This is a genomic window from Spirillospora sp. NBC_01491 (genome assembly GCF_036227065.1).
Lineage (GTDB): Bacteria > Actinomycetota > Actinomycetes > Streptosporangiales > Streptosporangiaceae > Spirillospora > Spirillospora xylanilytica.
In genome coordinates this window covers 5,126,160-5,151,497 of sequence record NZ_CP109432.1, presented here as the reverse complement: position 1 = coordinate 5,151,497, position 25,338 = coordinate 5,126,160, and the positions used below count along the sequence as shown (strand labels likewise).

Sequence of the window (25,338 nt, the reverse complement as noted above, 5' to 3'; positions counted from 1 at the left end):
CGCAGGCGCGGCGACGGACCCAGCCCTCCGTTGTTGGTACCACCGGCGGTATCAGGCTCCGCCGGCGGCCGGACCGCCCGGCGCTGCCGCTACCCTCACCCGCATGACCTCCCAGAACGGCGAGTTCGGCGCGTTCCTCAAGTCGCGGCGCGCACGGCTGCGGCCCGAGGACGTCGGTGTCCCCTCGTACGGGACGCGACGCCGCGTTCCGGGGCTGCGCCGTGAGGAGCTCGCACAGCTCGCCGGGGTGAGCGTGGCCTACTACATCCGCCTTGAGCAGGGGCACGGCGACAACGTCTCCGGCGAGGTCCTCGACGCGATCTCCCGCGCGCTGCGGCTGGACACCGACGAGCACGCCCACCTGCACCGCCTCGCGCACCCGCCGCGCCGGGAGCGCCGGGAGGCGCCGCCGCGGCTGCGCGCGCCGCTCCAGCACCTGCTCGACTCGATCACGCACGCCCCCGCGTACGTGGTCGGCCACCACACCGACGTGGTCGCCTGGAACCGGCTCACCGCCGCGGTCTTCGTCGACCTCGCCGAGGTCCCGCCGCAGGAGCGGACCTGGTCGCACCAGATCCACCTGAACGGCGACTACCGGACGCGGCTCGGCGGCAACTGGGGCACCGTGGCCCGCCGCAATGTGGCCTACCTGCGGTTCCGGTCCGCGCAAGAGCCCGGCGACGGACGGCTCCGGGCGGTGATCGACGGGCTGCTGGCGCGAAGCGCCGAGTTCGCGCGGATGTGGTCCGAGCACCACGTGACCGACCTGACGCACGGCGTGGCCCGCATCGTCCACCCGGACGTGGGCCCGCTGGAGCTGCCGTTCGAGACCCTGCACCTGCCCGGCGACCCCGACCTGAGCCGGCTGATGCTGTACGCGGCCGAGCCGGGCTCGCCGTCCGAACGGGCGCTGCGGGAGCTCGCCGCACGCGAGCTGGACGGCCCGTCCGGGCACGCCTCCAGCGCCGACCTCGCCCGCGGGGCGTAGCCGCCGCGCCGCCGCGGCACGTCCCGCCGCACCGTACGATCAGGGGCGGTGGACCTGCGGCAGCGATGACGAGATCGAGCGGACGGCCGATGGACGAGAGCGACGAACGGCGGGTCCTCACCTGGACCGAGGACGGCGCGGAGCGGTCCGCCCCCTGGCGGTCCGAGAGCGGCGCGGCGCCACCCCGGAGGGTGGTGGTCGCCGACGACGAGACCCGCGCTGACGACGCGTACCGGCTGGCCTGCGAGGGCACCGCGCTGCTGTGGCGCGGCGACTTCCAGAACGCGCGGCAGCTCCTCCAGGCGATGACGCGCCGCGCCGACCGCCCGCCGCGGCGGCGGCGCGCGAAGGCCGAGCCGTCCCAGGTGCAGGCGTTCCACCTGTACCGGCAGGCCAGGGCCCAGCGGGCCCGGACCCTCGGCATGCTGCTGATCGCGTTCGAGCCGGGCCACGTGATCCCGCTGCGCCGGGCGCCGGACGTCCGGCAGTCCTGCACCGAGGCGTACGGCCCCGACGACGAGCCGTACGTCGCGTCGCTGCGGGAGCTGCTCGGCGTGATCGGCGCGCACGAGTGGCGGGAGAAGGGCGTGCGGGTCGAGGCGCTCGGCGGCGACCGGATCCACCCGCACTACGGCGTGTTCTCCCCGGTCAGGGGCGAGTACGTCGACCTGGTCGCCGAAGCGCCGCTGCCCGCCGGGGCGGTCGCCTACGACGTCGGCACCGGCACCGGCGTGCTGGCCGCCGTCCTGGCCCGGCGCGGCGTCGGACGCGTCGTCGCCACCGACCAGGACCCGCGCGCGCTCGCCTGCGCCCGCGAGAACCTCGCCCGGCTGGACCTCGCCGACCGGGTGGAGGTCGTCGAGGCCGACCTGTTCCCGCCCGGCCGGGCGGCGTTGATCGTGTGCAATCCGCCATGGGTGCCGGCGCGGCCGAGCTCCCCGCTGGAGCACGCGGTGTTCGATCCGGACGGGCGGATGCTGCTCGGCTTCCTCGGCGGGCTGGCCGAGCACCTGGCGCCCGGGGGCGAGGGCTGGCTGATCCTGTCCGACCTCGCCGAGCATCTCGGGCTGCGCACCAGGGCCGACCTGCTCGCCGCGTTCGCCGCGGCGGGCCTGGACGTCGTCGATCGCCTGGACGTCAAGCCGCGGCACCCGCGCGCCTCCGACGCCACCGATCCGCTCCATGCCGCCCGTGCCGCCGAGGTCACCTCCCTGTGGCGCCTCACCCCGGCCCACGCGGACTGATCGGCCGGCGGACCCGAACAGTCACCCGCCCCCGCCCCTCGCCCCGCCCGCGATCACCCGGACGCGATCACCCGGGCACGGGGATCCCGCGCAGCCGGACGAGGCCGATCCGGGTCCGGAGGTCGGGCTCGGCGTACCCCGCGCGCACCGCGTACCGTCCGGCATCCAGCGGAACACGCACATGGTCTTCGTGGCTCACCGCGATGCCCGGCAACGCCGCGTCGAACAGGACCACAGGGCCGGGCACGTCCCAGTACAGCTCGGGCTCCCAGTCGGCTTCCCGCATCGCGTCCCCCACGCTCCCGAGCAGCCCGTCCTCGGAATCGGCGGCGCACCACCGCACGAACGCGCCGTGCTCGGGAACGAACGACGTGCCGGTAGGGTCGTCGCCGAGGACCAGGCCGGTCGCCTGCCCTACAGGGATCAGGCCGACCCGGCCGCCGACCGCGCAGGCCCTGTCGTAGTCGGTCTCCGTCGCGGGCTCCTCGATCCCGAGCCAGGACGGCAGCTCCGCCTCAGGGAGGACGACCAGTGGCCCGGTGGACTCCACCCACTCGACCACGCCGGGCTCCCCGTACCTGACCAACTCGACCTCCAGAGTTCTCGCCGCTCGCGGCATTCTCCCGCATCCCGCCCGCGGCGCCGCCGTGTGCCGTCGCGGTCGTCGTACGCCCTGGAGGATCTCGCGGCTCGTGTCATCGAGCATCGCGCTGACCTGTGGTTCTGTCGGCCGTCTCACGTCCCGGGCACATCCACGAGTGTGAGCGCGTCCAGGGCCGGTGATCCAGCCGGTCTCACAGCCGATGTCGAATCCGACATCATCCGACAGGAGAAGACCGGTAGGTCCCGCCGCGGCGAACTTTGCTCGGCTCTGTGGCGTCCCAGTGGCTGATGATCAATTGCTGTGGTGACGACGCGGTGGCCAAGCGTTGGGACACCACCACCCAGACCCAGCTCGGCGCGGACCTCACCGGTCACACCGGCTCGGTGGGGGCCCTCGCCTTCGACCACGCCATGAGGTCCCTGATCACCATCGCCGGACGCCCCCTCACCCGCACCGAATGGACCCGGTACGTACCGTCCGGTATCGGCTACCGCGCCATCTGTCCGTGACCATCGCCGTCACTCAGGGGCCACCCGGACTCATCGCGGCAGGCCCGCGGCCTCGATGGCACGGCGGCGGGTCGCGCGCCAGGTCGAGGCCGACGCGGTGGCGACGGCGATGAGGGCGCACAGGGCGATGGCGCCGCCGATCTCGGGCCACGCGACCACGGTCGGCGCACTGGTCGCGAGCTTGGCCAACGACACGTGCTGGGTGATCGCGGCGAGGGCGGTCGCCGCGGCGGCGAGGGCGGTTCCAATGACCACTGCTATGGCCGACTCGGCTGCGCAGACGCGGACGATCTGACCGCGTGCCGAGCCGGCGAGTCCGAGGAGGGCGAACTCGCGGCGGCGGCCGGCCATGGCCATGACCAGGGTGTTGGCAATCGCGATCAAGGCATAGGCGAGGGTGATCCCCAGGATCACCACCGCGGCGTTGTTCGCCTGCCGCTCGGCGCTCGACCGTTCGGCGTCGAGGAAGGCGTCGTAGCGCATGACGCGGGCTCCGGTGCCCGCCAGCGCCCGGTCCACCGCGGCGGTGTCGAGGGGACCGGAGGAATCGAGGTAGACCTGGTTCGCCGTCGTCGTGCCGGTCAGCGCGGACGAGGCGTAGGTGTCGTCCCCGTGCAGGCCGCGCGCGACGACGGCGGCGATGACCATCGGGAGCCGCCGTCCGGACGGCAGCAGCGCGACCACGTGGCCGCCCACCGACAGGTCGTCCGAGTCGGCCGCGTGCTGGTCGATGACCAGGAAGTTCTCCGGCAGGGCGGTGAGGGACCCGGAGCGGACGGGCGGCCGGATGGAGCGGCCCAGCGCCTTCGGGGGCACCACGGTCGTGGTCAGCGAATCGATCTGCTCGCCGTGGACGGTGCCGATCCGCACGTTCATCGTGGTGACCGGCGTGATGTCGATCCCGGGCACGGCCCTGAGCCGGGCGAGCGTCCGGGCGTCGATCTCGCCACCGCCGCCGGGCTGGACCACCGCCGTCGCGCGGATCTCCTGCCGCTGCCGGACGAGCGTCGTGGCGTCAGCGGACCTCTGGAGGGTCAGCAGCGTGCCGACCAGTCCGACGGCCAGCACGACGGGTGTCACGATCGCGACCGTCCGGCGCCGGGAGGCGAGGATGTTCTCGCGCACCAGCAGGGGACCGGCCTTGGCGGATCCGCGCAGCGGCCGGATCAGCAGCCGGGTGACGGGAGGCAGGAGGACCGGCGCCAGCAGCGCGACCGCGCCCACGTAGAGCACCGGGACCGCTTCGTACTTGCGGACGGTGGCCGCGAGGTAGGGCGTGGTCCGGGAGATCTGGATCCCCGCGATGACCGCGCCGGCCAGCATCCCCGTCCCCAGCAGCAGGCGGACCGGCGTCAGCGCGCGGCGCTCCACCGCGCTGTCCCGCATCACCTCCACCGGGCGGATCAGCGAGACGCGCAGCAGGGTCGCGGCGGCACCGGCCAGCGCGGCGGCCACGCCGACGACGAAGGCGATCAGCAGCGGCACGACGGTGACCGGGATGGCGAACCAGGTAGGGGCAACGTCGTGACCGACCATCCAGGAGCGCAGCGGGACGGTCCCGAACGGCGCGAGCACGCATCCGGTGAAGGCCGCGGCCAGGCCGACGAGCAGCGCCTCGCCGAGCACCATGCGCCGCACCTGCCCGGGAGCGGCGCCCACCAGCCTCAACAGCGCGAGTTCGCGGCGGCGCTGCTCGGCGGCGAAGGCGAACGTCGCGACGACGACGAACACCGCGACGAACACCGCGAGCCCCGTCGTGCTGCCCGCCATGCCCTGTGCGTTGGCCAACTCGGCCGATCCGCCGGTGTCGTCGGGATCGATCTGAGTCCGGGCGTGGCCCGTGAGGACGGTCGCCCGGGCGCCCACGAGCGCGGCGAGCCGGTGCGGATCCTGGTCGGTGGCCAGCGCGTTGACGCCCGGGGACAGGCGCGCCGCCTCCGCGTCGCTGAAGAAGACCGCGTGCTCGAACCACGCCGCGCCGGTGACGCCCACGACGCGGTAGTCGCGGACGCCGTCGGGCGTGGCGACCTCGGCCCGCCGTCCGACGGACGCCGCGGAGCCGCCGCCGACAACGATCTCGTCCGCGGCGCCCGGGCCACGACCGACCACCAGGCGATAGCCCGCGGAGGCGGCCGACGACCAGGGGTGACCGGAGGTCTGCGCCGGGCCGGAGGCGAGCCGGACGGGGAAGGTGCGGTCGGGAGTGGCGCGTCCCGCCGCGGTGACCTTCGCGACCACGTCGGCCGGGAGAACGGCGGGCGCCTTCATCGGCTCACCCTCGAAGCCCAGCGGCACGACCACGGCCGGAGTCGCCGCGAAGCGCTGCGGGCCCGGGTGCGGCGTGCCGAGGGTGGCGGCGAGGGTCAGCGCCATCATGCCGATCATCGTCGTCCCGAGCGCGAGGGCGGCGAAGGCGCCGGCGAAGCCGATCAGGCGGTGGCGCAGGGTGGCAGCAGCGAGCTTCAGCACGGGACCGTCTCGTTCCCGTCGGGCTCCAGCGCCGCCATCCGCAGAGCGACGGACTCGGCCGTCGGGTCGGCCAGTTCGCCGGTGACCCGCCCGTCGGCGAGGAAGACCACGCGCCGCGCGTACGAGGCGGCCACCGGATCGTGCGTCACCATGACGACCGTGTGCCCGTACTCCTCCACGACGCCGCGCAGCAGCGTCAGGACGTCGCGCGCCGTCCGGGAGTCCAGCGCGCCGGTCGGCTCGTCCGCGAAGAGCACCTGGGGCCCGGTCACCAGCGCCCGGGCGATGGCGACCCGCTGCTGCTGTCCGCCGGAGAGCTCGGCCGGGCGGTGCCTGCCGCGGTCGGCGAGCCCCACCTGCGCCAGCCCCCGGTCGACGGCCACCGGATCGATCCCGCGACCGGCGAGCCGCAGCGGCAGTTCCACGTTCTGCCGGGCCGTCAGCGCCGGGATCAGGTTGAAGGACTGGAACACGAACCCCATCCGCTCGCGCCGCAGCCTGGTCAGCGCCCGCTCGGGGAGCCGGTGCAGCGGTTCCCCGGCCAGCAGGATCCGGCCGGCGTCGACCCGGTCGAGCCCCGCCGCGCACTGCAGCAGCGTCGACTTCCCCGATCCGGAAGGGCCCATGATCGCGGTGAAGGTCCCGGCGCGGAACGACAGGCTGACCCCGTCCAGGGCGGCGATCCGGGCGGCGCCGTCCTTCCCGTAGGACTTGCGGACGTCGGTCAGGCTGACGACCTCGTCGTCGCTCGCCGCCCTGGCGAGGCCGCGTCCGGGCGAGGACGACGTGGGGGGAGTCTTCTTCTTGAGCACGCTTCCGCCTTCAGGGGCTTGGGGAGGCGGGGCATCCGGCCCCGACGTCAGAAGCTAGGGCCGTCCGCGGCTCCGGCGCCTCCGGGCTGACCCCCGATATCGCCCCTAGAAGTCCCTGAGAAATCCCTGACCGGAAGGCGGCGGCGCGCCCGAGCGCCCGCAAGGGCCGTCGCCGGGCGGACGCATCCGGCCACACCGCAGATGACCCGCTACTGGGGTCGAGCACACCGGGGAGTCGAAGCCATCTCGCACGATGGTGATCGATCGGTTCGGTCCGGACGTCGTGCCGCAGCCCAGCCGGGCGACGGCTTTCCGGCTGGATGTGTTCGCGGGGGTCTCCCGGCCGCAGCGGCCACGCGTTTCCCGATGCGACTCAGCTCACCGTCAGGGCAGCAGGACGACCTTGCCGAGGTTGGCACGGGCTTCGATGATCTCGTGCGCTCGTGCCGCGTCAGCCAGCGGAATCTGGGCGTGGACGACCGGCTGCAACTGCCCGGACAGGGTCAGCTTCCACAACTCCTCGCCGTGCTGGTCATAGAGCTCGCAGTGAGTGTTGGCAAACCTCGCCATGGTGAGCCCGGTGATGGTCTTCGAGCCTGCCAGCGGGTCGAAGGCTGGAACGGTGCCGCCGCCCGAGTTGAAGAAGACGAGTCGCCCGCCGGGTGCAAGGGCGGAGACGGCGCGTGGGAGTAGATCTCCGCCAACTCCGTCCAGGACGACATCGACTGGCTCCCCCCAGTGCTCACTGTCGTAGGTCACGATCTCGTCGGCGCCCAGACCGCGGAGGAACTCCGCCTTGGTGTGCGAGCTCACGGCCGCGACGACCCGTTCAATGCCCTGAAGCTTGGCCAGTTGGACCGCGAGATGCCCCACTCCGCTCGCGGCGCCCGTGATGAGGACCGACTCGCTCACGAGGGGGCGGGCCGTGGCGAGGGCGGCGAGGGCGACGTGTCCGCTGCGCACCAGCGCGACGGCCTGGACGGCGCTCGCTCCGTCCGGTATGCGGCTCGCTGTGAAGCCGGGGGCGATCACCAGTTCGGAATACGAGCCGCCGCTGAAAGTGAGCGACGTGATGCGGTCGCCGACCTCGAAATCCGTCACGTCCGGGCCAAGGGCGATCACCGTTCCGGCGACCTCGCCTCCAAGGACTCCCGGTAGCGGCGTCCTGCCGCCTTCGCCGCGAACCTTGCGCACGGAGGGAAGGGTCACGCCGATGGCTCCCGTGCGGACCAGCAACTCCCCCGGGCCGGGCTTGGGGGCCTCCGCGTCTTCGACGCGGAGCACTTCCGGACCACCGTACATAAAAACGAACCCGCCGCATGCACACCTCCAGATCATTGGGAGACCCAACGATAGCTGAGGATCGTAGGGAACCCCAATGATTTTCTGGCTACTCTGGCCCCATGTCCGAGACCACCCGCGCTCCCGCCCGTATTCGCTCCCTCCCCAGCTGGCTCCTGGGCCGTGCCGCAGCTCGGGGACACCGGCTCGTCGCCGAAGCCCTCGCTCAGGTGGGCATGCGGATGATGCACCATGCCGTCCTGTCAGCCATCGCCGAACTGGGTCCCGTTTCGCAGGCCGAGCTGGGCCGCAGCCTGAGCATCGATCCCAAGGACATGGTCGCGATCCTCAACGACCTCCAGAACGATGGCCTCGTGACCCGCGCGCCGGACGCCAAGGACCGTCGCAAGAACACCATCACCCTCTCGCCGAGCGGGAAACGTCGCCTGCTCCAGACGGAGAAACTGGGCCAAGAGGCGAACGATGAACTGACCGCTGCTTTGACGCCTGCCGAGCGGACCCAGCTCATGGGTCTCCTCGTGCGCATAGTCCAGCCGGAAGAGCCCTGCGCTGAAATCGGCCCAGGTGGCGAATAGCAGCGCGTCACGCATGCCGGGAAGACAGCGAGGCAGCCGTCCCAGTCTCAGATTCGGGTCAGATATGCCATCGCTTGGCCATCGCTCGTGAGATTTGGCCAAGAAATCTGAGACCCTACAACACGCCCGCGGCCTCTACTGGGCCATGTCGACGAAGCGGCTGTAGTGGCCCTGGAAGGCGACCGTGACCGTGGCCGTCGGGCCGTTGCGGTGCTTGGCCACGATCAGGTCGGCCTCGCCCGCCCGGGGCGACTCCTTCTCGTAGGCGTCCTCGCGGTGCAGCAGGATGACCATGTCGGCGTCCTGCTCAATGCTGTTGTGGGCGAGGACTCCGTCCGCGACGAAGTTGTGCGTCTCTTCCACTGTGGCGTCGAAGACCGGCTGGGGTCCGAGCGGTTCGATGGCCACGATCGTGTCCCAGAAGACGTCGTCATTCGCCGCGTGACGGAGCGCATCGGAGTCGAACGCTTCGGCGCACCGCGGGGAGCGGGCCCGGGAAATCCCCACCCGGTGCTGCGTCGATCCGCAGTATCGGGTTCCGGTGGCCGCCTGGAACCGGCGTTCGGACGTGCCGAGCCGGACACGCTCCACTTTCACCGCCCCCCACGCTTCGCGGGGGAGCGACCCACTATTCGGGTTGTCGAGATGGCCGCTGACCTTGGCGAACAGCACCGGGATGGATTCGCCTCGGCGTCCGTGGACTCCGATTTCCCGGCAGAAGATTCGCAGGCCGGGACCATCCGCGACGGTGACGTGATAGCTGGGGCGATTCTCCTTCTTGGGTACTTCTCGGATACGGGCGATGATTCCGAACCGGGACAGGAGGTGCGTCACGCCGTCCGCGAGGGTCCTGCTCGTGGTGGCGTAGGACACCTTCGGCGCCGATCCCGCCGACACCGCCCCGCACCCGTCGGTCGCCCACAGGTGTCGCAGGAAGACCGCTAGTTCTGCGCGGTCGGCCCCGTAGAGCACGTCCGGGATCCGCTTCTCGTGCGAACGCAGGTTCTCGATGCCGAGCTCCCCGAACCAGGCATGCAGCGGGTTGCGGCTGCGCGCGCACCGGGAGGGAGCGGGAAGGTAGGAGTGCCACCAGGCGTTCTGCCGGACGCGACGGGGGTTGATGCCGAACTCCGCCGCCGCCCGCTCGACGAAGTCAAGGTTGGCGGGCTCGTTGGAGGTGTAGCGCACCGGCTGCTCGCGGAGAACGCACCCGTCGCCGATGAGATGGGCGAGCAGCCCCAGCCGGTGCTCGGACCAGCCGATCCCCGCCGCCAGCGGTTCGGGGGTCCGGCGGGGAATCGCGATGCGGTCCCCCGGGGTCAGATCGTCCAGGGGCGCCCATCCGTCGGACTTCAGGAAGGGATGGTTCCCCGAAGCCTTGACCTCCCGGCCGGAGGCGAGCCTCAACCGGTAGGTCTCCTTCACTCCGGAAGGGAACACATTGGTCACGGGCCTGGGCACCAGGCGCCGGTTCCGGTCCAGCGACCACACCTGGACGTCCCTGGCCTCACCGTCGAGAAGACTCCCGAGTGTCACGGGGGCGCCGGTGTCGGCCCGCAACAGCGTCGTGTCCCTCGTCAAGCACCCGGACTCGCGCAGGTCCGACACCATGGGCTTCTTGTCGGTGCGCTGCTCGGGACCACGGTTGAGCTGCGACAGCGCGATGACGGGCACGCGGAGTTCCTTGGCGAGGAGCTTCAGCGAGCGGGAGAACTCCGACACCTCGACCTGGCGGCTCTCGACCCGCTTCCCCGACGACATCAGCTGCAAGTAGTCGATGATGACCAGCCGCAGGTCGTGCTGCTGCTTGAGCCGCCGGCACTTCGCCCGGATCTCCATCATCGACATGTTGGGCGAGTCGTCGATGAACAGCGGCGCCTCGGCCACCTCGCTCATCCGGCGGGCCAGCCGGGTCCAGTCCTCGTCCTGCATGGTGCCCGACCGCATCGCGTGCAGCGCCACCCGCGCCTCGGCCGACAGCAGCCGCATGGTGATCTCGTTGCGGCCCATCTCCAGGCTGAAGAACGCCGAGGTCAGCCCGTGCTTGATCGACGCGGCGCGGGCGAAGTCGAGCGCGAGCGTCGAGTTGTGCGTCGGGACGCACGACCGCCCGGCCAGGTACATGTGGTCGTCGTTGTCGACCTGGACGCACCGGACCGGCACGCTCTCGACCGGCCGCACGTCGACGATGTGCCGCACCCCGGCCCCGGCCCGGACGACCCGGGTGGTCCCGGCGGCGGCGCGCTGCCGTGCCGCCTTGCCCGGCGTCCGGAACACCGTCTCGGCGGGCGCGAAGCCGACCTGGTGGCGTGCGGCCGTCCCAGCGCCCCCGGGCCGCTCGGCCGTCATCGTGGCCCGGTACCCGAGGGTGAGGATCAGCTCGTGGACCCCTTCGGCCAGCCGCCTGGTGGACGGGGCGAACCGCACCCGGCCCGTCCCGTCGACGAGGCCGCCGGTGTCGAGGAGCCCGGCCAGCAGCGCCCGGCGCTGCGCCCCGGACGCCCGCAGGTAGGCCGCGGGGATGTGCGCGCCGCGCCCGTCGCCGACGCCCAGCCGGGCGCCGAGCACGTAGGGGTCGACGGGCAGGTCGGCGGACGGCAGGTCGAAGGGCTCGGCGACCTCGACCGCGTGGTTGGGGCGGCCGTCGCCCTCGCAGCGCAGGGACGCCGCGATCCGCTCGGTGGTCCTGACCGCCGGGCGGGACTCGGCCCCGGCGGGACGCCCGTGCCGCGCGGCGCGGCGCGCCGGGAGCTCGAGCGTCGCGTGACCATGAGGGGAGGACAGGCCGCTCTTGAGGCCGAGGCCGAAGGTGCCGAGCCCGCCGGGCCGTGTGCGGAGCGGGTGGAACGACTCGATTCGGCCCGGCAGCGCGGTCTCCCGGTGCGTGACGCGGTGGCGAGCGCCGGTGCGCCGCCCGTTCGCGCGCCGGTCGGCGTGCTCGCGTTCGCCGACCGGCGAACGGCCGCCCGCGCGGGCGGTGGTGCGCCATTCGTGCTGCGCGTCGACGACGATCACCTCGCCATCGGAGAACTCCACCTCGTAGCAGGGACGGCCGCGCATGACCTCGGTCGCGGCGACCACGCGGGTCGGCCTGCCGTCGGCGCCGATCAGGTGGTCGCCGACCCCGACCTCGCCCATCGTGGTCCAGCCCGCGGGGGTCGGGAGGGGCGTGTCCAGGGCGGTGGCCTTGCCCATCGCGGGACGGGCGGCGACGACGATCATCTGCCCCGGGTGCAGGCCGTTGGTCAGCGCGTCCATGTCGGCGAAGCCGGTGGGCACGCCGACCATCGAGCCGCCGCGGCTGCCGATGGCCTCGATCTCGTCGAGGGCGCCCGGCATGATCTCGCTCAGCGGCACGTAGTCCTCACCGGCGCGCTTCTCGGCGATGGCGAAGACCTCGGCCTGGGCCCGGTCGAGGACGTCGTCGGCGTCGGCGCCGTCGGCGGCGTACCCCATCTGGACGATGCGGGTGCCGGTCTCGACCAGCCGGCGCAGCACCGAGCGCTCGTGCACGATCTTGGCGTAGTAGCCCGCGTTGGCCGCGGTCGGCACCGAGGAGATCAGCGTGTGCAGGTAGGGGGCGCCGCCGATCCGGCTGATCTCGCCGTTCTTGGTGAGCTCGCCGGAGACGGTGACGGCGTCGGCCGGGTCGCCGCGGCCGTACAGATCGAGGATGACGTCGTAGATGATCTGGTGCGCCGGCCGGTAGAAGTCGGCGCTGCCCAGCCCCTCGATGACCTCGGCGATGGCGTCCGGGGAGAGCAGCATGCCGCCGAGCACGCCCTGTTCGGCGGCGATGTCGTGCGGTGGCGTGCGTTCGAACTCCTGCTCATGCGGTCCGAGCTCGGTCACACTCACCCTCGCACCCCCTTCATCCCGGCCGCCGGCGGCCCCGCCCGCCTCGTTGCCGATCGTCCCTCACACGTCTATCTCCGGCCTCGGACATTCTGCGAGTCCGCGTGCCCCTTGGGCAAAGAAGCCTGTGGACGACGATGTGGAGCCCCTGTGCAGACACGCCGCCCAGGTTGTGCACGACCTGTGGACAACCCTGGGGAAAACTTGGAGCAAGATCCCCTAGCAACTCTCTGACCTGCGAAAACTTTATCCACCGGCTGTGCAGAAAAAGAAAGTCGCGAATCGGTCCCAGATCCGGGCTGGTAAGCGACAAATTTCCTAAGAAGATTACAGCTTGGTAGCCTGGTGCACAGACATGATCGGCTCATCCCTGCGGCGGCGCCTGAACGCCCACGACCGCGAGATCCTGCGCCTCGCCGTCCCGGCGTTCGGCGCGCTGATCGCCGAACCGCTCTTCCTGCTGTCGGACTCCGCGATCGTAGGGCACCTCGGCACCGCGCAGCTCGGCGGCCTCGGGGTGGCCGGGCAGGCCCTGTCGACGCTGGTCAACCTGTGCGTCTTCCTCGCCTACGGGACGACCGCCGGAGTGGCCAGGCAGGTCGGCGCCGGCGACCTGCCGTCCGCCGTCCGGCAGGGCATCGACGGCATGTGGCTCGCGGTCGTGATCGGCGCGGTGCTCATCCTCGCGGGCTGGCCGCTGACACCGTGGCTCGTGGACGCGTTCGGCGCCTCGGCGTCCGTCGCCCCGTACGCCGAGACGTATCTGAGGGTCAGCCTGTTCGGCATCCCCGGGATGCTCGTCATCCTCGCCGGCACCGGCGTTCTGCGCGGCCTCCAGGACACCCGCACCCCACTGCTGGTCTCCATCGGCAGCTTCGCGCTGAACCTGGTGCTCAACCTGCTCTTCGTGCTCGGTTTCGGCTGGGGCATCGCCGGATCGGCCTGGGGCACCGTCCTCGCGCAGACGGGCGGCGCCGCCGTCTACGTCGCGGTCGTGCTCCGCGCGGCGCGGCGGCACGGGGCTCCGGTACGGCCCGACGCGGCGGGGCTGCGCACCTCCGCCACGGCGGGCGTGAACCTGCTGCTGCGCACGGCCGCGCTGCGCGTGGTGCTGATCGTGGGCACCTCGCTCGCGGCGCGGATGGGCGACGGCGAGATCGCCGCGTACCAGGTGGGCTTCCAGGTGTGGACGCTGCTGGCGTTCGCGCTGGACGCGCTCGCCATCGCCGGCCAGGCGATCACCGGCCGCCACCTCGGTGCCGCCGACGCCGCCGGGGCGCGGGCGGTGACCCGCCGGATGGTCGGCTGGGGCGTCGCCTGCGGCGTCCTCTTCGCGGTGGCGGTCTTCGCGATGCGGCCCTGGCTGCCCGGCCTGTTCACCTCCGACGGCCAGGTCCGCGACCTGCTGCTCGCCTCGCTGATCATCGTGGCGGTGCTCCAGCCGGTGGCGGGGGTGGTGTTCGTGCTGGACGGCATCCTGATCGGCGCGGGCGACGGGGCGTACCTGGCCGTGACGACGCTAGTCGCGACGCTGGTCTACCTCCCGGTCGCGCTGCTGGTGTACGCGGGGGGCGGCGGGCTGGCCGGGCTGTGGCTGGCGATCGGGCTGTGGATGCTCACCAGGATGGTCACGCTGGGCCTCCGGGCCCGCGGCGACGCCTGGCTGGTCACCGGCGCCGTACGCCGCTGACGGCGCCGTCCCTCACGCTCTCCGGGCGGCGAGCCGGGCCCGCATGCCGTCGATGAGCAGCGCGAGCCCGTACTCGAAGCTCCCCCCGGCGACGACCTCCAGTCCCTGGAGGAGGCCGCGGAACGCTGGTTCGGACCGGCCCGCTGACGGTCAGGGCGAGGCCGGGTGCGTCCAGGTGAGCAGCGCGTGGGTGCGCCCCTTGTCCTCGACCTCGACGGGCTCGGCGCCGCTGAGCGTGTACCCGGCGGCGCGAGCCACCGCCGCGCTGGCGTCGTTGGCGGGCTCGACTTCCAGGGACACCACGGCGAGGCCCGCCCCCTCGTGCGCGTACGCCGTCATCAGCCGGAGCGCCCGCGCCGCCAGCCCCTGCCCCCGATGCGCGGCGCCGACGACGTAACCGAGCGTGCCGCGCGTCCGGTCGAGCAGCACCTCGCCCAGGGGGACGCGGCCGTCGGTGGTGATCGCCAGGTGCAGGCGCTCGGCGGACGCCCTCAGCCGGGCCAGGTACGCGCCGGCCGCGGCCAGGTCGAACGGCGCGGCGAGGGGCGTCCAGTAGGCCACCGCGGGGTCGTCGAACAGCTCGGCCATCGCGGCCAGGTCGGCGTCGTCCCACTCGCGGAGCACCAGGCCCTGCCCGCTGAGCCGGATCTGCTGGGTTCGGTCGATGAGCGTCTCCGATCTCGAGGTGGCACGGGTGGGGCCGGTGCGCACCATGGGGGTCGATTCGCGGAACCCTACCCGGACCGGGTGCCCCGCTCGCTACCATTCGAACATGTGTTCCACGCACGGCGAGCGGATGGCCCGGCTGACCCAGGCGATCGAGGACCTGGCGGCCGAGGGCCTGGCCGGGCTGCCCACCGAGACCCTGGTGGAACGGGTCGCGGGCATCTGGTCGCTGGTCGAGGGCCTCGACCCCGAGATCGCCCGCAGCCGGAGCCGCTACACCACCCCCGACCCCTGACGGCGCGCCGGGGCGCCCCTCATCCGCGCCTCATCGTCCACGGCGCTCGGAGTCAGGGCCGCCGCGTCGGCTCGGAGAACTCCTGACCGGACGGGTGCCCATGGTCGAGGTGGCTCGCCCTGGGCGCCGGACCGTCCCCCGTACCAGGCTCCGTATCCGGATGATGCCCCGGGCTCGGGCTGTGCTCCGCACCCTGATCGTGCTCCGGGACCGGCCCGCCGTCCTCCGGAGGCCCGCCGTCGGCTTGCGCGGGCGGCGGGGAGCCGTTCAGGCGAGCGGCCACAGCGTCGCGCAGCTCCGGCAGGCGTGCGTAGAGGACGTCACCAGGGCAGTCGGTGTCGTTGTAGTCGCGGTGGCCGACGATGGCACGCGCCGGGTCGAGCCCGTACGCCTCGCACAGCCAGGCGCAGACCTCCACCAGCGAGGACCAGAGGCGGCCCGGCACCGCGGCCTTCATGTACGTGCCCTCGTTCTCGATCCCGATGGTGTGCCCGTTGTGGTGCAGCACCTGCGCGCCCACCGCGAGCCGGCCGTCGCGGACGGCGCGCAGGCTGCGGTTGCGCCCCTCCATCACGAACCCGCCGCGGCTGATGGTGAACTGCTGGCCGATGTCGTCCCAGCCGTTGGAGTCCATGTGCAGCTCCTGGATCTCGCGGGAGATCCGGAAGGCGTGCGCGAGCGTCTCGTCGGCGGAGTTGGGCCACTCGGTGTGGTGGACGATGATGCGGGTCGGCGCGCGGTCGAGCACGGTGGCGGGGTGCCTCGGCGGCGTGGCCTTCCATTCGCGCCGGGTGTAGATCCGTGGCCGCGGCGCCGCCGTGCCGGGCGGGAGGATCGCCGCCGTGCCGGCCGGAAGGGTCGCCGCCATGGCCTCGCGATCGGCCGATGCTCCGGATGCGAGCACCTCCAGCAGGCCCGCGCCGACCACGCCCCCCAGCATCGAACGGCGGGTCAGACCCCGCGGCCCCTCCGAATCGGCGAACATCGCCGCCCCTTCCGTCCAATGATCGATTACTCACGGAACGTAGCGGCCGGGATGTCGATCACCAAGGACAGGGCGGTTCAGGGGCGTTTCACGTGAAACGAAAACGGAACGGCCGGAACCCCCGAAGGGATCCCGGCCGTTCCGGTGCCGGATGCGGATCAGACCTCGACGACGTCCACGTCGATCGTGGCGCTAACCTCGCTGTGCAGCCGGACGCTGACCCGGTGCGAGCCGACGGTCTTGATCGGGTTGCCGATCTCGATCCGCCGCTTGTCCAGGTCGGGTCCGTTGGCGGCCTTGACCGCGTCGGCGATGTCGGCGGCGGTGACCGCGCCGAACAGGCGCCCGTTGCTGCCCGTGCGGGTGCGCAGGGTCACGGTGAGCGCCTGAAGCCGGCCGGCGACCTCCTTGGCGTGCTCGACCGTGGCGATCTCGCGGGCCGAACGGGCCTTCTTGATCGACTCGATCTGCTTCTCCGCGCCCCGGGTCCACTTGATCGCGAACCCGCGCGGCACGAGGTAGTTGCGGCCGTAGCCGTCACGGACCTCGATGACGTCACCGGGCTCGCCGAGCCCGGAGACCTGCTGAGTCAGGATGAGCTTCATGTTTCCCATCCCTCCTAACGCGCGGTGCTGGTGTACGGCAGCAGCGCCATCTCACGAGCGTTCTTGATCGCCGTGGCGACGTCCCGCTGGTGCTGGGTGCAGTTGCCGGTCACCCGACGGGCCCGGATCTTGCCGCGGTCGGAAATGAACTTCCGCAGCAGGCCGGTGTCCTTGTAGTCGACGTAGGAGATCTTCTCCTGGCAGAACACGCAAACCTTCTTCTTCGGTTTGCGCGGAGGTGGCTTCGCCATCGTGGTGCTCCTTTTCCAGAGCCCCGCTCACACGGGAATGGACGGGATTATCGGATGAATCGTGTCGTTAGAACGGCGGGTCGTCGGAGAAGCCTCCGCCGCCACCGCCGCCACCGCCGGTCGCCCAGGGGTCGTCGGCCGGGGCGCCGCCCCCACCGGGACCGCCCTGGCCGCCCTGGCCGCCTTGGCCGCCGCCCTGACCGCCGCCGAAGCCGCCGCCCCCACCGGAGCCGCCGCCAAAGCCGCCGCCCTGACCGCCGCCGCCGAACCCGCCGCCTCCGCCGCCCTGCCGCTGGGTCTTGTTGACCTTGGCGGTGGCGTTGCGCAGCGACGGGCCGACCTCGTCGACCTCGATCTCGTAGACGGTGCGCTTCTCACCCTCGCGGGTTTCGTAGGAGCGCTGCTTGAGGCGTCCCTGCACGATCACCCGCATGCCGCGCTGGAGGCTCTCGGCGCAGTTCTCCGCCGCCTGCCGCCAGACGTTGCAGGTCAGGAACAGGGCCTCGCCGTCCTTCCAGTCGTTCGACTGGCGGTCGAAGAACCGCGGCGTCGAGGCCAGGCGGAACGACGCGACCGCCTGGCCGCTGGAGGTGAAGCGCAGATTCGGGTCCTCGACGAGGTTCCCGACGATCGTGATTACGGTGTCGCCTGCCATGGGGCTCGCTCCGGCTGACGTGAGGGCTGAGCCGGGGCTCAGTGCACCTCGGGGCGGATGACCTTGGTACGGAGGATCGACTCGCTCAGGTTGAGCTGACGGTCGAGCTCCTTGACCGTGGCAGGCTCAGCCGACAGGTCGACCACCGCGTAGATGCCTTCGGACTTCTTCTGAATCTCGTACGCCAGGCGCCTGCGGCCCCAGACGTCGACCTTCTCAACGCTGCCGCCGTCGTCCTTGACGACCTTCAGGAACGGGTCGAGGGCCGCGCTGGCGGTGCGCTCGTCGATGGCGGGGTCGAGAATCGTCATGAGTTCGTAACGACGCATGCTGTCCCTACCTCCTCTGGACTGATGCGGTCACGGTCTCTCCGTGACAGGAGGGCTGTTGCGTCTCCCGCGGCGGTGTTGATCCGGATCGCCGGGACTCCGGCCGCGAGACCGATACAGGCTACCAAGAGTTGGCAGCGTGCGAGCCGTATCCGCGTGCCGCCGGACCGGCCGGACCAGGCCCGGCCCCGGGCGCGCGGGGGCATTGTCAGCGCCGGGCGCCGGCCGGTGCGGCCTTCGCGCAGCGCCGGCGTTCCAGCTCGGCCATGATGTCGGCCATGCGGGCCCGCATCCTGGCCGCCTGGGTCGTCAGCAACGACAGCTCCTCGACGAGCTCCGCGTCACCGATGACCGCCAGCTCACTCTCCCTCACCGTGTGCACCTCCTGCCTCTCCCCGCTTCCCCTCGGGGCGGACCGAGATCGCTGTTCTCGAATCCGTGTTCGACGGTACCGGCTGCGGCCGACATTATCCGCCCGACCCGAGCCGATTGGCCGCCCGTTCCGCCGGGAATCCCTCTGTGGGCGCGGTTCGCCCGTCCGGCGATCCGCCCCTGGCCCGGAACGCGCACCACGCACCGGAGGGAGCACCCCGATGTCACACCAGGCAGCCGAGGGGGATCGACCGGCCATCGACATCGACGGCGGGGTCCGGCGACATCCGCTGGAGAGCGCGCTGTCGGTCGTCGCGATCACGGTGGGGCTGCTCGCGCTGATCCTCGGCGCCATCCCGCCGACCCACTTCTTCGGCGCGGTCGCCGGCGTGATCGGCCTCCCGATCGCGCTCTACTCGCAGATGGTGTCGGCGACGACCAACGAGCGCTGGCTGAACGTGATCGGCATGGTCGCCTCGTTCGTGGGCACCGGCTTCGCCCTCCGACACGGCGGCTTCGGCATCTGACCGGGCGGGGCACGGCCGGGCGGAGCTAGTCTCGTTGGCATGCGCATCGGAGCCCACGTCGATCAGACCAATCCGCTCGACAGTGCCCGCGCCATCGGGGCCGACGTCGTCCAGTTCTTCCTGGGCGACCCGCAGGGCTGGAAGAAGCCCGTCCTGCCCGAGGGCGTCGAGGCGGTCCGCGACTCCGACGTGGACGTCTTCGTGCACGCCCCGTACACGATCAACGTGGCGACCTCCAACAACCGGATCCGCATCCCCAGCCGCAAGAACCTGACCCAGCAACTGGAGGCGGCGGCCTCGATCGGCGCCAAGGGGCTGATCGTGCACGGCGGCCACGTGCTCAAGGACGACGACCCCGAGACGGGGTTCGAGAACTGGCGCAAGGTGTTCGAGCGGATCGACCTCCCGATCCCGGTCCTGATCGAGAACACCGCCGGCGGCGGCAACGCGATGGCGCGCCGGTTCGACCGGATCGCCCGGCTGTGGGAGGTGCTGTCGGGGGTGCCGGGCCTGGACGGCAAGCTCGGCTTCTGCCTCGACACCTGCCACGCGCACGCGGCGGGCGAGGAGCTGATCGACGCGGTCGACCGGATCAAGGCCATCACCGGCCGCATCGACCTGGTGCACTGCAACGACAGCCGCGACGCGTTCGGCTCGGGCGCCGACCGGCACGCCAACCTCGGCAGCGGCAGCATCGATCCGGAGCTGATCCTCACCGTCGTCCGCGCGGCCGGGGCACCGGTCCTGGTGGAGACGCCGTCCGAGGGACAGGCCGACGACATCGCCTGGCTGCGCGGCAATCTGGCCTGAACCACCGGCGTGGCGGGAACTCGCGGGAACTTCGCGGAGGCTTCACGGGAACCGGGCGACCTGGGGCTGCATCTAACCGGGAGGAACCAGCCCTCAGTCACATCAGCCCAGTGCGTGCGCCGCTCTTCCCCTGCGGTGGACGCACACCCGGACGGGACGTTCATGCCTCAGCCTGCCCAAGCCCCGCACGGCCGACCGGACAGCCCGTCCACAGCGCCCGTCCGCTGTCGCCCGCTTGGGGACGGTACGGCCGGGAGCAGCCGAGCCGCACCGGGCAAGACGGCGACAAACTCATGGCTGCCCATCAGACTGGCATAATCCGCACTCCAGCCCTCAGCGCACGCGCGACACTCTCGGCGGCGGGCGCGCGACCCGAATGGGAAGTCCATGGCACAGCCCCCCTACAACCCCTACGGCTACGGGGCCCAGGACCCATACGCACAGCAGCAGTCCTACCCCCAGCAGTCGCTCCAGCCGGTCCAGCACCACTACTACGGTGGCGGGCCGACGGCGCCGGCGACCAACGGCATGGCGACCGCGTCGATGGTGCTCGGCCTCGTCGGCATCTTCTTCTGCGGGTTCACCTCGATCCTGGCGATCATCTTCGGGCACGTCTCGCACAAACAGATCAAGCGGACCGGTGAGGGCGGCGCGGGGATGGCGACCGCGGGCCTGATCCTCGGCTACATCGTCACGGTCGGCTGGGTCATCGTCTGGATCTTCTACCTCGGGCTCTGGGCCGTACTCGTCGGCAGCGCGGCCAGCACCGGGTCCACCTACTAGCCCGGTCAGCCGAGACGGGGGACGCCGGCCACCTCCACGCCGACGCTCGACAGGAGCACCGTCATGGGGGTGGGGGTGTCCCGCCAGGTCTCCACCGCCTCGGCGAAGACGTCGAGCGCCGTGCGGAACGCCCCCTGGTCGAGGTCGGCCAGGTCGGCCCACGACTCGTACAGCACCAGGTAGCCCTCCTGGGAGGGCGCCCACGACAGGTCGGCGAGGCAGTCCTCCAGCGCGTCCCAGTTGCCGCCGAACCAGTCCGGGAAGCCGAAGACCTCGGCGCACAGCGCCAGGAACGCGTCCTTGTCCCGCGCGCGGCGGCCGTCCAGATGGAACCCGCGCCAGCCGGCCTCCCCGGCCCGCGCCGTCCAGCCGGTGTCGCCCATCGGGCCCGCGCCGGCGGGCGTCCGCCACTGGTAGACGCCCGGCTTCACCTCTCCCGCGAGCAGCTCGGTCAGTGCTTGGTTCGCGTCCACGTCATCTCCCGGCAGTTCTTCTCTTCGCCTCAGCGGGGCCCGCGATCGCGATGGTGATCCGCCCCTGTGGTGACGTTCCCCGTTCTTCCCGGCGCGGACGCGCCGCACGCCGCGATCCGGCGGGCCCGGACCCGGAATCGTCGCACAGTGCCCGCGCGCGTCCCCCGGACGGCGCGCTGACCTGCGCATTTTGGCCGGACGACCGGCACCGCCCCGGCCACCTCCGCACGATCCCTTGACGGACCGCCACTCGCCCTTTAACCCGAGATGGACTCCACGCGCACCGCCGACACCCGTCGCCGCCCGCGGCTGACCCGCGCGGTGCTGCCTGCTGCTCGGGAGGATCAACGGCCGGCCCGAGCCGCCGCCTCAGGCGCTCGGCTCAGGCGCTCGGCTCAGCCGCGTGCCGCGCCCTGCCACGCCATCTGCGCAGGCTGACCACGTCGGCCGCGCCGTCGAGGAACCCGCCCGCCGGATCGTCGGCGCCGTCCGTCCGGACGATGTCGCCGGACGGCCGCAGGACGTCCAGCACCACCAGCACGGCCAGCAGCAGGACGGTCAGGAACCGCGCGAGCAGCGCCACGCCGTAGGTCGTGCTGGAGATGCCCTCCGCCGGGACGTCGAAGCCCAGCAGCGTCGAGAGTGTCGCCGACGGACCGGCGCCGGTCGCCTGGTTGGTGACCGACAGCAGATACCACCAGACGCCGAAGAAGTAGACGATCTCGCCGACCTGCCACAGCACGAACGCCGGCAGCTTCGGCCGCGCCAGCGCGGCCAGGGGCAGCAGCCACAGCACGTACTGCGGCGACCAGACCTTGTTGGGCAGCATGAACGCCACCAGGACCAGAAACATCAGCTGCGGCAGCCGCGGCCGGCGCGGCGCCGCGAGCGCCAGCACCGCGATGCCGAGCGCGAGCACCAGGAACGTTCCCGTGCCGAGCAGGTTGAGCCGGTCCTTGTCGTCCAGCCCGGACATCCCCTGGTCCTGGAGGAAGAAGAAGATCGACCCCCAGTCGACGCCGCGGTGCTGGCTGAAGGTGTAGAACTCCAGCCATCCGTCCCACGCGAAGAGCATCACCGGCAGGTTGACCACCAGCCACGCCGCCGCCGTGCCGGCCAGCATCCGCCCCATCGCGCGCCACTGCCCGGCCCGGACGCACAGCAGGACCAGCGGCCCGAGGAACAGCAGCGGATAGAACTTGGCCGCGATGGCCAGCCCGAGCAGCACTCCCGCCAGCGCGGGACGCCGCCGGGACCACGCGGCCAGCGCCAGCGCCGACAGCGCGACCGCGAGCAGGTCCCAGTTGATATAGGCGGTGAGGAGCAGCGCCGGGGACAGCGCGACCATCAGCCCGACGCGCAGCGACCGCCGGCCCGCCACGTACGCCGTCGCCAGCACCGCGACGATCGCCAGCAGCGCGAGCAGGAGCGCCGTCACGTTGTAGAACGCCATCCCCCGCGCGTCGACGCCGAACGGCCGCACCAGCAGCGCGACCGCCTGCATGAACGCGCCGCTGAGCACCGGGTACTCGACGTAGTGGAGGTCGGAGCCGGTGAAGGTGTCGAAGTAGGGCAGCTTGCCTTCGCTCAGCCCGCGCCCGAAGTACAGCGGATAGATGTCGGTGTAGCAGCCGCGGGTCGTCGTCTTGACGAAATCGAATCCCGCCGAGGCACAGGGATATTTCTGGAGCCAGCCCAGCAGGCAGACCAGGGCCGTGACGCCCGTGAGCACCGGCGTGAGGCGGGCGAGGCGCCCCCTCGGGGGCCGGTCGCGCCCGCTCTCCTGGTCCACCGCGTCACCGTCGGTCTGGGAGCCGGGCATCCTGAGCCTTTCGGGGGACGACGACATGCCAGCAGACTATTGGGCTCCCGGCCGCCCTCGGACACGCCCGATCGAGCCACGCCCGCATCGCCGGACGGCACCTCCGGGACGTGGTTCCGATCGGCCCCGGACGGCGAACGGCCCGGAGCCGCCGTGGCGGGCTCCGGGCCGTTCGATCTTCGTGCGGTGGTTCAGGTCCGCGTCACGGCTGCGGCCCGGGCCCTGGCCCCGGGGTCTCCGTCTCCTTCCGGCAGGCCGGGTGCTCGCTGTGCGAGATGCACCACCAGCCCGGAGCCGGGACGGTCGGCGGGAGGTCCCGGTTGCAGCCCTCGGGCATCCCGACCTGGTTGCACGGCTGGGTGCCCGGGGGCGGTGTCTCCGGCGCCGAGCTCGTCGGGGGCGGCGTGGTCGCGCAGTTCGGGGCCTCGGGCCGGCCCGGAATCCTCGGCTGGCCGGGCCGGCAGGTGGGCGTCTCGGTCGGCTCCGGCGTTTTGGTCGGCGTCGGCTCCGGCTTCGGCACGCCCCAGGTCGCGATCTCTCCGCCGTTCGCCGGCGGGTCGAACTGCTTGATCTCCTTGCCGTCCAGCGCCATGGTCATGTAGCGCCTGAAGACCTCGGCCGGGACCGTGCCACCGTAGATCCCTTGGGAGTAGCCGCCGACCCCGACCAGCGACTGCTGCACCTTGCCCTTCTGCCGCCACATCGCCACCGACGTCGCGTACTCGGGCGTGTAACCGACGAACCAGGCGGCCTTGTTCGCGGTCGTCGTACCGGTCTTGCCCGCCACGGGCCGGTTCCCGAGACTCGCCTGCTTACCGGTACCGGTCTGGACGACCGCGCGCATCGCGGCGGTGGCGTCGTCGGCGACCGCCTTCGGGAACACCTCGGTGGCGGTCTGCCAGGGCAGCTTCTTGATCACTTTGCCCGCGCTGTTGACGGCGGGCGTGCCGTCGGCCTTGCTGATCTTCTCGATCACGTGCGCCGGGCGGTGCTTGCCCCCGGCCGGGAAGGTCGAGTACGCCTCGGCCATCCTCATCGGGCTGACCTGGATGACGCCGAGCGGGAGGCTGGTGTAGGTGGCGTTGAGGCCCTCGGTCTTCGGCGGGATGCCCATCGTCTTGGCGGTCTCCACCACCTTGTCCAGCCCGACCTTCTGCCCCAGGTCGATGTACGCGGTGTTGATCGACATCTCGGTCATCTGCTTGAGGTTGTAGACGCCGTTCTCACTGGTGCTGTCGTTGGTGAAGCTCGAACCGTTGATGACCCGCTTGTAGCTGCCGTCCATCGTGGTCTGAAGGCTGACGCCCTGGTTCAGCGCGGTGGCGAGCACGATCGGCTTGAACGACGAGCCCGGCTGCACTCTGGCGTCGAAGGAGTCGTCGTACTGCTGCTTCTTGTAGCTCGAACCACCGTAGGCGGCGACCACGCCCCCGGTGTTCGGGTCGATGGTGGTGAGCCCGAAGCGGATCTCGTTGGAGAGGTTCCGCTCCTTCTTGACGGCTCTCACCACCTGGGCGGTGTAGTTCTGCAACCGCTCGTCGAACGTGGTGGTGATCTTCAGGCCGCCACTCTCGATCAGGGTGTTGTCGAAGCCGAGCTCATTCAGCTCCTTGTACACCCGGTCGCGGAGGTAACCGGTCTGGTTGCCCTCCTTGACATCGCTCCACTGGTTCTGGGCCGTGGGGAACTTCTGCTCGGCCCGCTTGTCGGCAGCGAGCCAGCCCTCCGTCTCCATCCCGTCGAGCACGTAGTTCCAGCGCTGGATGAGCGCCTTCTTGGCCGGCTGGTTCGGGTCGCCGGTGACCACGAAGTAGCCCGGGCGCTGGATCAGCGCGGCCAGCATCGCCGCCTCGGAGACGTTGATCTCCTTGACGTCCTTGTGGAAGTAGGCGCGCGCCGCGGCCTGGATCCCGTACGCCGACCGGCCGAACGTGACCGTGTTGAGGTAGGTCTCAAGGATGTAGTCCTTGGGCCGCTCGTTCCCCAGCCGGATGGAGATCAGGATCTCTTTCAGCTTGCGGTTGATGCTGCGTTCCCGGCTCAGGCCCGCGAAGTAGTTGCGGGCGAGCTGCTGGGTGATCGTGGAGCCGCCCTCCACGCTGCCGCCGGAGGCCGCCTTGAGCAGGGCGCGGGCGACGCCGCTCGGGGACACGCCGGGCTCGTGCTCGAACCCGCGGTCCTCGGCGGCGAGCACGGCGCGCTGCACATGCTCGGGGACGTCCTTGAGGGCGACGTCCTCACGGTGCATGCCGACGCGCGCGATCGGCTTCGTCCCGCCCTTGAAGTAGAACACCGACTCCTGCCGCACCGCGTCTTTCTGCTTCCCGCTGGGGATCGGGGTGTTGGCGTACGCGATCGCGACGAGCGCGACGCTGCCCAGCATCAGCACCGCGACGACGGCGGCGACGATCTTCCAGGACGGGACGTAGCGCCGCCATCCGGTCTTGCGCGGCTTGCCGGACCGCTTGCCGCGCCGTCCCCTGCCCTCACCGTCGCCGGGACCGCCAGGGCCTCCGGGGCCGCCGCGTCCGGGACGGGGCCCGCCGGGTCCGCCTGGGCCGCCAGGACCGCCCCGTCCGGAACCGGGGCCGCCCGGTCCGCCGGGACCACCGCGGCCGGGGGCGCCCATCGGGTTGCCGGCCGGGGCCGGGGGCGCGCCCTGCTGGCCATCGCGTCTGCCGGGAGGCGCGGCACGGCGGCGACCGCCACCGCCGCCG

24 protein-coding genes are annotated in these 25,338 nt (G+C 71.8%); 9 read left to right on the top strand and 15 right to left on the bottom strand.

Annotated features, from left to right (window positions below; genetic code table 11):
* Positions 1–103 precede the first annotated feature (103 nt).
* The gene (locus OHA34_RS24060; protein WP_285939429.1) at positions 104–988 is read left to right on the top strand and encodes a helix-turn-helix domain-containing protein; all 885 of its coding nucleotides are present in this window, start codon (positions 104–106) and stop codon (positions 986–988) included.
* Between the two features lie 89 nt (positions 989–1,077).
* Positions 1,078–2,232: a class I SAM-dependent methyltransferase gene (locus OHA34_RS24055; protein ID WP_329518984.1), complete on the top strand. Its 1,155-nt coding sequence runs from the start codon at positions 1,078–1,080 to the stop codon at positions 2,230–2,232.
* 67 nt (positions 2,233–2,299) lie between these two features.
* Here OHA34_RS24055 and OHA34_RS24050 read toward each other — a convergent pair whose 3' ends face one another.
* The gene (locus OHA34_RS24050; protein WP_285939432.1) at positions 2,300–2,851 is read right to left on the bottom strand and encodes an Imm21 family immunity protein; all 552 of its coding nucleotides are present in this window, start codon (positions 2,849–2,851) and stop codon (positions 2,300–2,302) included.
* A gap of 299 nt (positions 2,852–3,150) precedes the next feature.
* On the opposite strand from OHA34_RS24050, the gene OHA34_RS24045 reads away from it, so the two are divergent.
* On the top strand, positions 3,151–3,345 hold the full coding sequence (locus OHA34_RS24045) for a hypothetical protein (RefSeq protein ID WP_285939433.1): 195 nt from the start codon (positions 3,151–3,153) through the stop codon (positions 3,343–3,345).
* Between the two features lie 30 nt (positions 3,346–3,375).
* Here the strand turns inward: OHA34_RS24045 and OHA34_RS24040 are convergent, their stop codons facing one another.
* The 3 genes from OHA34_RS24040 to OHA34_RS24030 all read right to left on the bottom strand — a co-directional run bounded on the left by OHA34_RS24040 (position 3,376) and on the right by OHA34_RS24030 (position 7,910).
* Positions 3,376–5,814: an FtsX-like permease family protein gene (locus OHA34_RS24040; protein WP_329518983.1), complete on the bottom strand. Its 2,439-nt coding sequence runs from the start codon at positions 5,812–5,814 to the stop codon at positions 3,376–3,378.
* Complete coding sequence (locus OHA34_RS24035; RefSeq protein ID WP_443029590.1) at positions 5,808–6,626, bottom strand: ABC transporter ATP-binding protein; 819 nt, start codon at positions 6,624–6,626, stop codon at positions 5,808–5,810. The genes OHA34_RS24040 and OHA34_RS24035 overlap by 7 nt, the downstream gene beginning before the upstream one ends.
* A 384-nt stretch (positions 6,627–7,010) precedes the next feature.
* Positions 7,011–7,910, bottom strand: coding sequence for a quinone oxidoreductase family protein (locus OHA34_RS24030; RefSeq protein ID WP_329518982.1), 900 nt, complete (start codon positions 7,908–7,910; stop codon positions 7,011–7,013).
* A 119-nt stretch (positions 7,911–8,029) separates the two neighbouring features.
* Between OHA34_RS24030 and OHA34_RS24025 the strand changes: the two genes are divergently transcribed.
* Positions 8,030–8,503 (top strand): MarR family winged helix-turn-helix transcriptional regulator, encoded by a 474-nt coding sequence (locus OHA34_RS24025; RefSeq protein ID WP_329518981.1) that lies wholly within the window; start codon positions 8,030–8,032, stop codon positions 8,501–8,503.
* Positions 8,504–8,638: 135 nt separating this feature from the next.
* Here OHA34_RS24025 and OHA34_RS24020 read toward each other — a convergent pair whose 3' ends face one another.
* Positions 8,639–12,361 carry a replicative DNA helicase gene (locus tag OHA34_RS24020; RefSeq protein WP_329518980.1) on the bottom strand — a complete coding sequence of 1,241 codons (3,723 nt, stop codon included), beginning with the start codon at positions 12,359–12,361 and terminating at the stop codon, positions 8,639–8,641.
* A 352-nt stretch (positions 12,362–12,713) separates the two neighbouring features.
* On the opposite strand from OHA34_RS24020, the gene OHA34_RS24015 reads away from it, so the two are divergent.
* The gene (locus OHA34_RS24015) at positions 12,714–14,048 is read left to right on the top strand and encodes an MATE family efflux transporter (RefSeq protein ID WP_329518979.1); all 1,335 of its coding nucleotides are present in this window, start codon (positions 12,714–12,716) and stop codon (positions 14,046–14,048) included.
* Between the two features lie 150 nt (positions 14,049–14,198).
* Here OHA34_RS24015 and OHA34_RS24010 read toward each other — a convergent pair whose 3' ends face one another.
* Entirely contained in the window at positions 14,199–14,762 is a 564-nt protein-coding gene (locus OHA34_RS24010; RefSeq protein WP_329518978.1) for a GNAT family N-acetyltransferase, read from the bottom strand.
* Positions 14,763–14,820: 58 nt separating this feature from the next.
* On the opposite strand from OHA34_RS24010, the gene OHA34_RS24005 reads away from it, so the two are divergent.
* Positions 14,821–15,009, top strand: coding sequence for a hypothetical protein (locus OHA34_RS24005; protein WP_329518977.1), 189 nt, complete (start codon positions 14,821–14,823; stop codon positions 15,007–15,009).
* A 52-nt stretch (positions 15,010–15,061) separates the two neighbouring features.
* Here the strand turns inward: OHA34_RS24005 and OHA34_RS24000 are convergent, their stop codons facing one another.
* The 6 genes from OHA34_RS24000 to OHA34_RS23975 all read right to left on the bottom strand — a co-directional run bounded on the left by OHA34_RS24000 (position 15,062) and on the right by OHA34_RS23975 (position 18,207).
* The gene (locus tag OHA34_RS24000; protein WP_329518976.1) at positions 15,062–15,994 is read right to left on the bottom strand and encodes a peptidoglycan recognition protein family protein; all 933 of its coding nucleotides are present in this window, start codon (positions 15,992–15,994) and stop codon (positions 15,062–15,064) included.
* 158 nt (positions 15,995–16,152) lie between these two features.
* Positions 16,153–16,599, bottom strand: a complete 447-nt coding sequence (gene rplI, locus OHA34_RS23995) for a 50S ribosomal protein L9 (RefSeq protein ID WP_285939440.1) — start codon at positions 16,597–16,599, stop codon at positions 16,153–16,155.
* 14 nt (positions 16,600–16,613) lie between these two features.
* Entirely contained in the window at positions 16,614–16,850 is a 237-nt protein-coding gene (rpsR, locus tag OHA34_RS23990) for a 30S ribosomal protein S18 (RefSeq protein ID WP_019631633.1), read from the bottom strand.
* A gap of 67 nt (positions 16,851–16,917) precedes the next feature.
* Positions 16,918–17,505, bottom strand: coding sequence for a single-stranded DNA-binding protein (locus OHA34_RS23985; RefSeq protein WP_285939441.1), 588 nt, complete (start codon positions 17,503–17,505; stop codon positions 16,918–16,920).
* Positions 17,506–17,543: 38 nt separating this feature from the next.
* Positions 17,544–17,834, bottom strand: coding sequence for a 30S ribosomal protein S6 (gene rpsF / locus OHA34_RS23980; protein WP_285939443.1), 291 nt, complete (start codon positions 17,832–17,834; stop codon positions 17,544–17,546).
* A gap of 208 nt (positions 17,835–18,042) precedes the next feature.
* On the bottom strand, positions 18,043–18,207 hold the full coding sequence (locus OHA34_RS23975; protein WP_285939444.1) for a hypothetical protein: 165 nt from the start codon (positions 18,205–18,207) through the stop codon (positions 18,043–18,045).
* A 220-nt stretch (positions 18,208–18,427) separates the two neighbouring features.
* Between OHA34_RS23975 and OHA34_RS23970 the strand changes: the two genes are divergently transcribed.
* The 3 genes from OHA34_RS23970 to OHA34_RS23960 all read left to right on the top strand — a co-directional run bounded on the left by OHA34_RS23970 (position 18,428) and on the right by OHA34_RS23960 (position 20,326).
* Positions 18,428–18,733 (top strand): hypothetical protein, encoded by a 306-nt coding sequence (locus OHA34_RS23970; protein ID WP_285939445.1) that lies wholly within the window; start codon positions 18,428–18,430, stop codon positions 18,731–18,733.
* A 39-nt stretch (positions 18,734–18,772) separates the two neighbouring features.
* Positions 18,773–19,543: a deoxyribonuclease IV gene (locus tag OHA34_RS23965; RefSeq protein ID WP_285939446.1), complete on the top strand. Its 771-nt coding sequence runs from the start codon at positions 18,773–18,775 to the stop codon at positions 19,541–19,543.
* A 387-nt stretch (positions 19,544–19,930) separates the two neighbouring features.
* A complete protein-coding gene (locus OHA34_RS23960; protein WP_329518975.1) occupies positions 19,931–20,326 on the top strand; it encodes a DUF4190 domain-containing protein in 396 nt (131 codons plus the stop codon).
* A 5-nt stretch (positions 20,327–20,331) separates the two neighbouring features.
* Here the strand turns inward: OHA34_RS23960 and OHA34_RS23955 are convergent, their stop codons facing one another.
* From OHA34_RS23955 to OHA34_RS23945, 3 genes are all read right to left on the bottom strand, one after another.
* Complete coding sequence (locus tag OHA34_RS23955; RefSeq protein WP_285939448.1) at positions 20,332–20,799, bottom strand: barstar family protein; 468 nt, start codon at positions 20,797–20,799, stop codon at positions 20,332–20,334.
* Positions 20,800–21,181: 382 nt separating this feature from the next.
* Positions 21,182–22,648 carry a glycosyltransferase family 87 protein gene (locus OHA34_RS23950; RefSeq protein ID WP_329518974.1) on the bottom strand — a complete coding sequence of 489 codons (1,467 nt, stop codon included), beginning with the start codon at positions 22,646–22,648 and terminating at the stop codon, positions 21,182–21,184.
* 175 nt (positions 22,649–22,823) lie between these two features.
* Positions 22,824–25,250, bottom strand: coding sequence for a transglycosylase domain-containing protein (locus OHA34_RS23945; RefSeq protein ID WP_329518973.1), 2,427 nt, complete (start codon positions 25,248–25,250; stop codon positions 22,824–22,826).
* Positions 25,251–25,338: the final 88 nt, after the last annotated feature.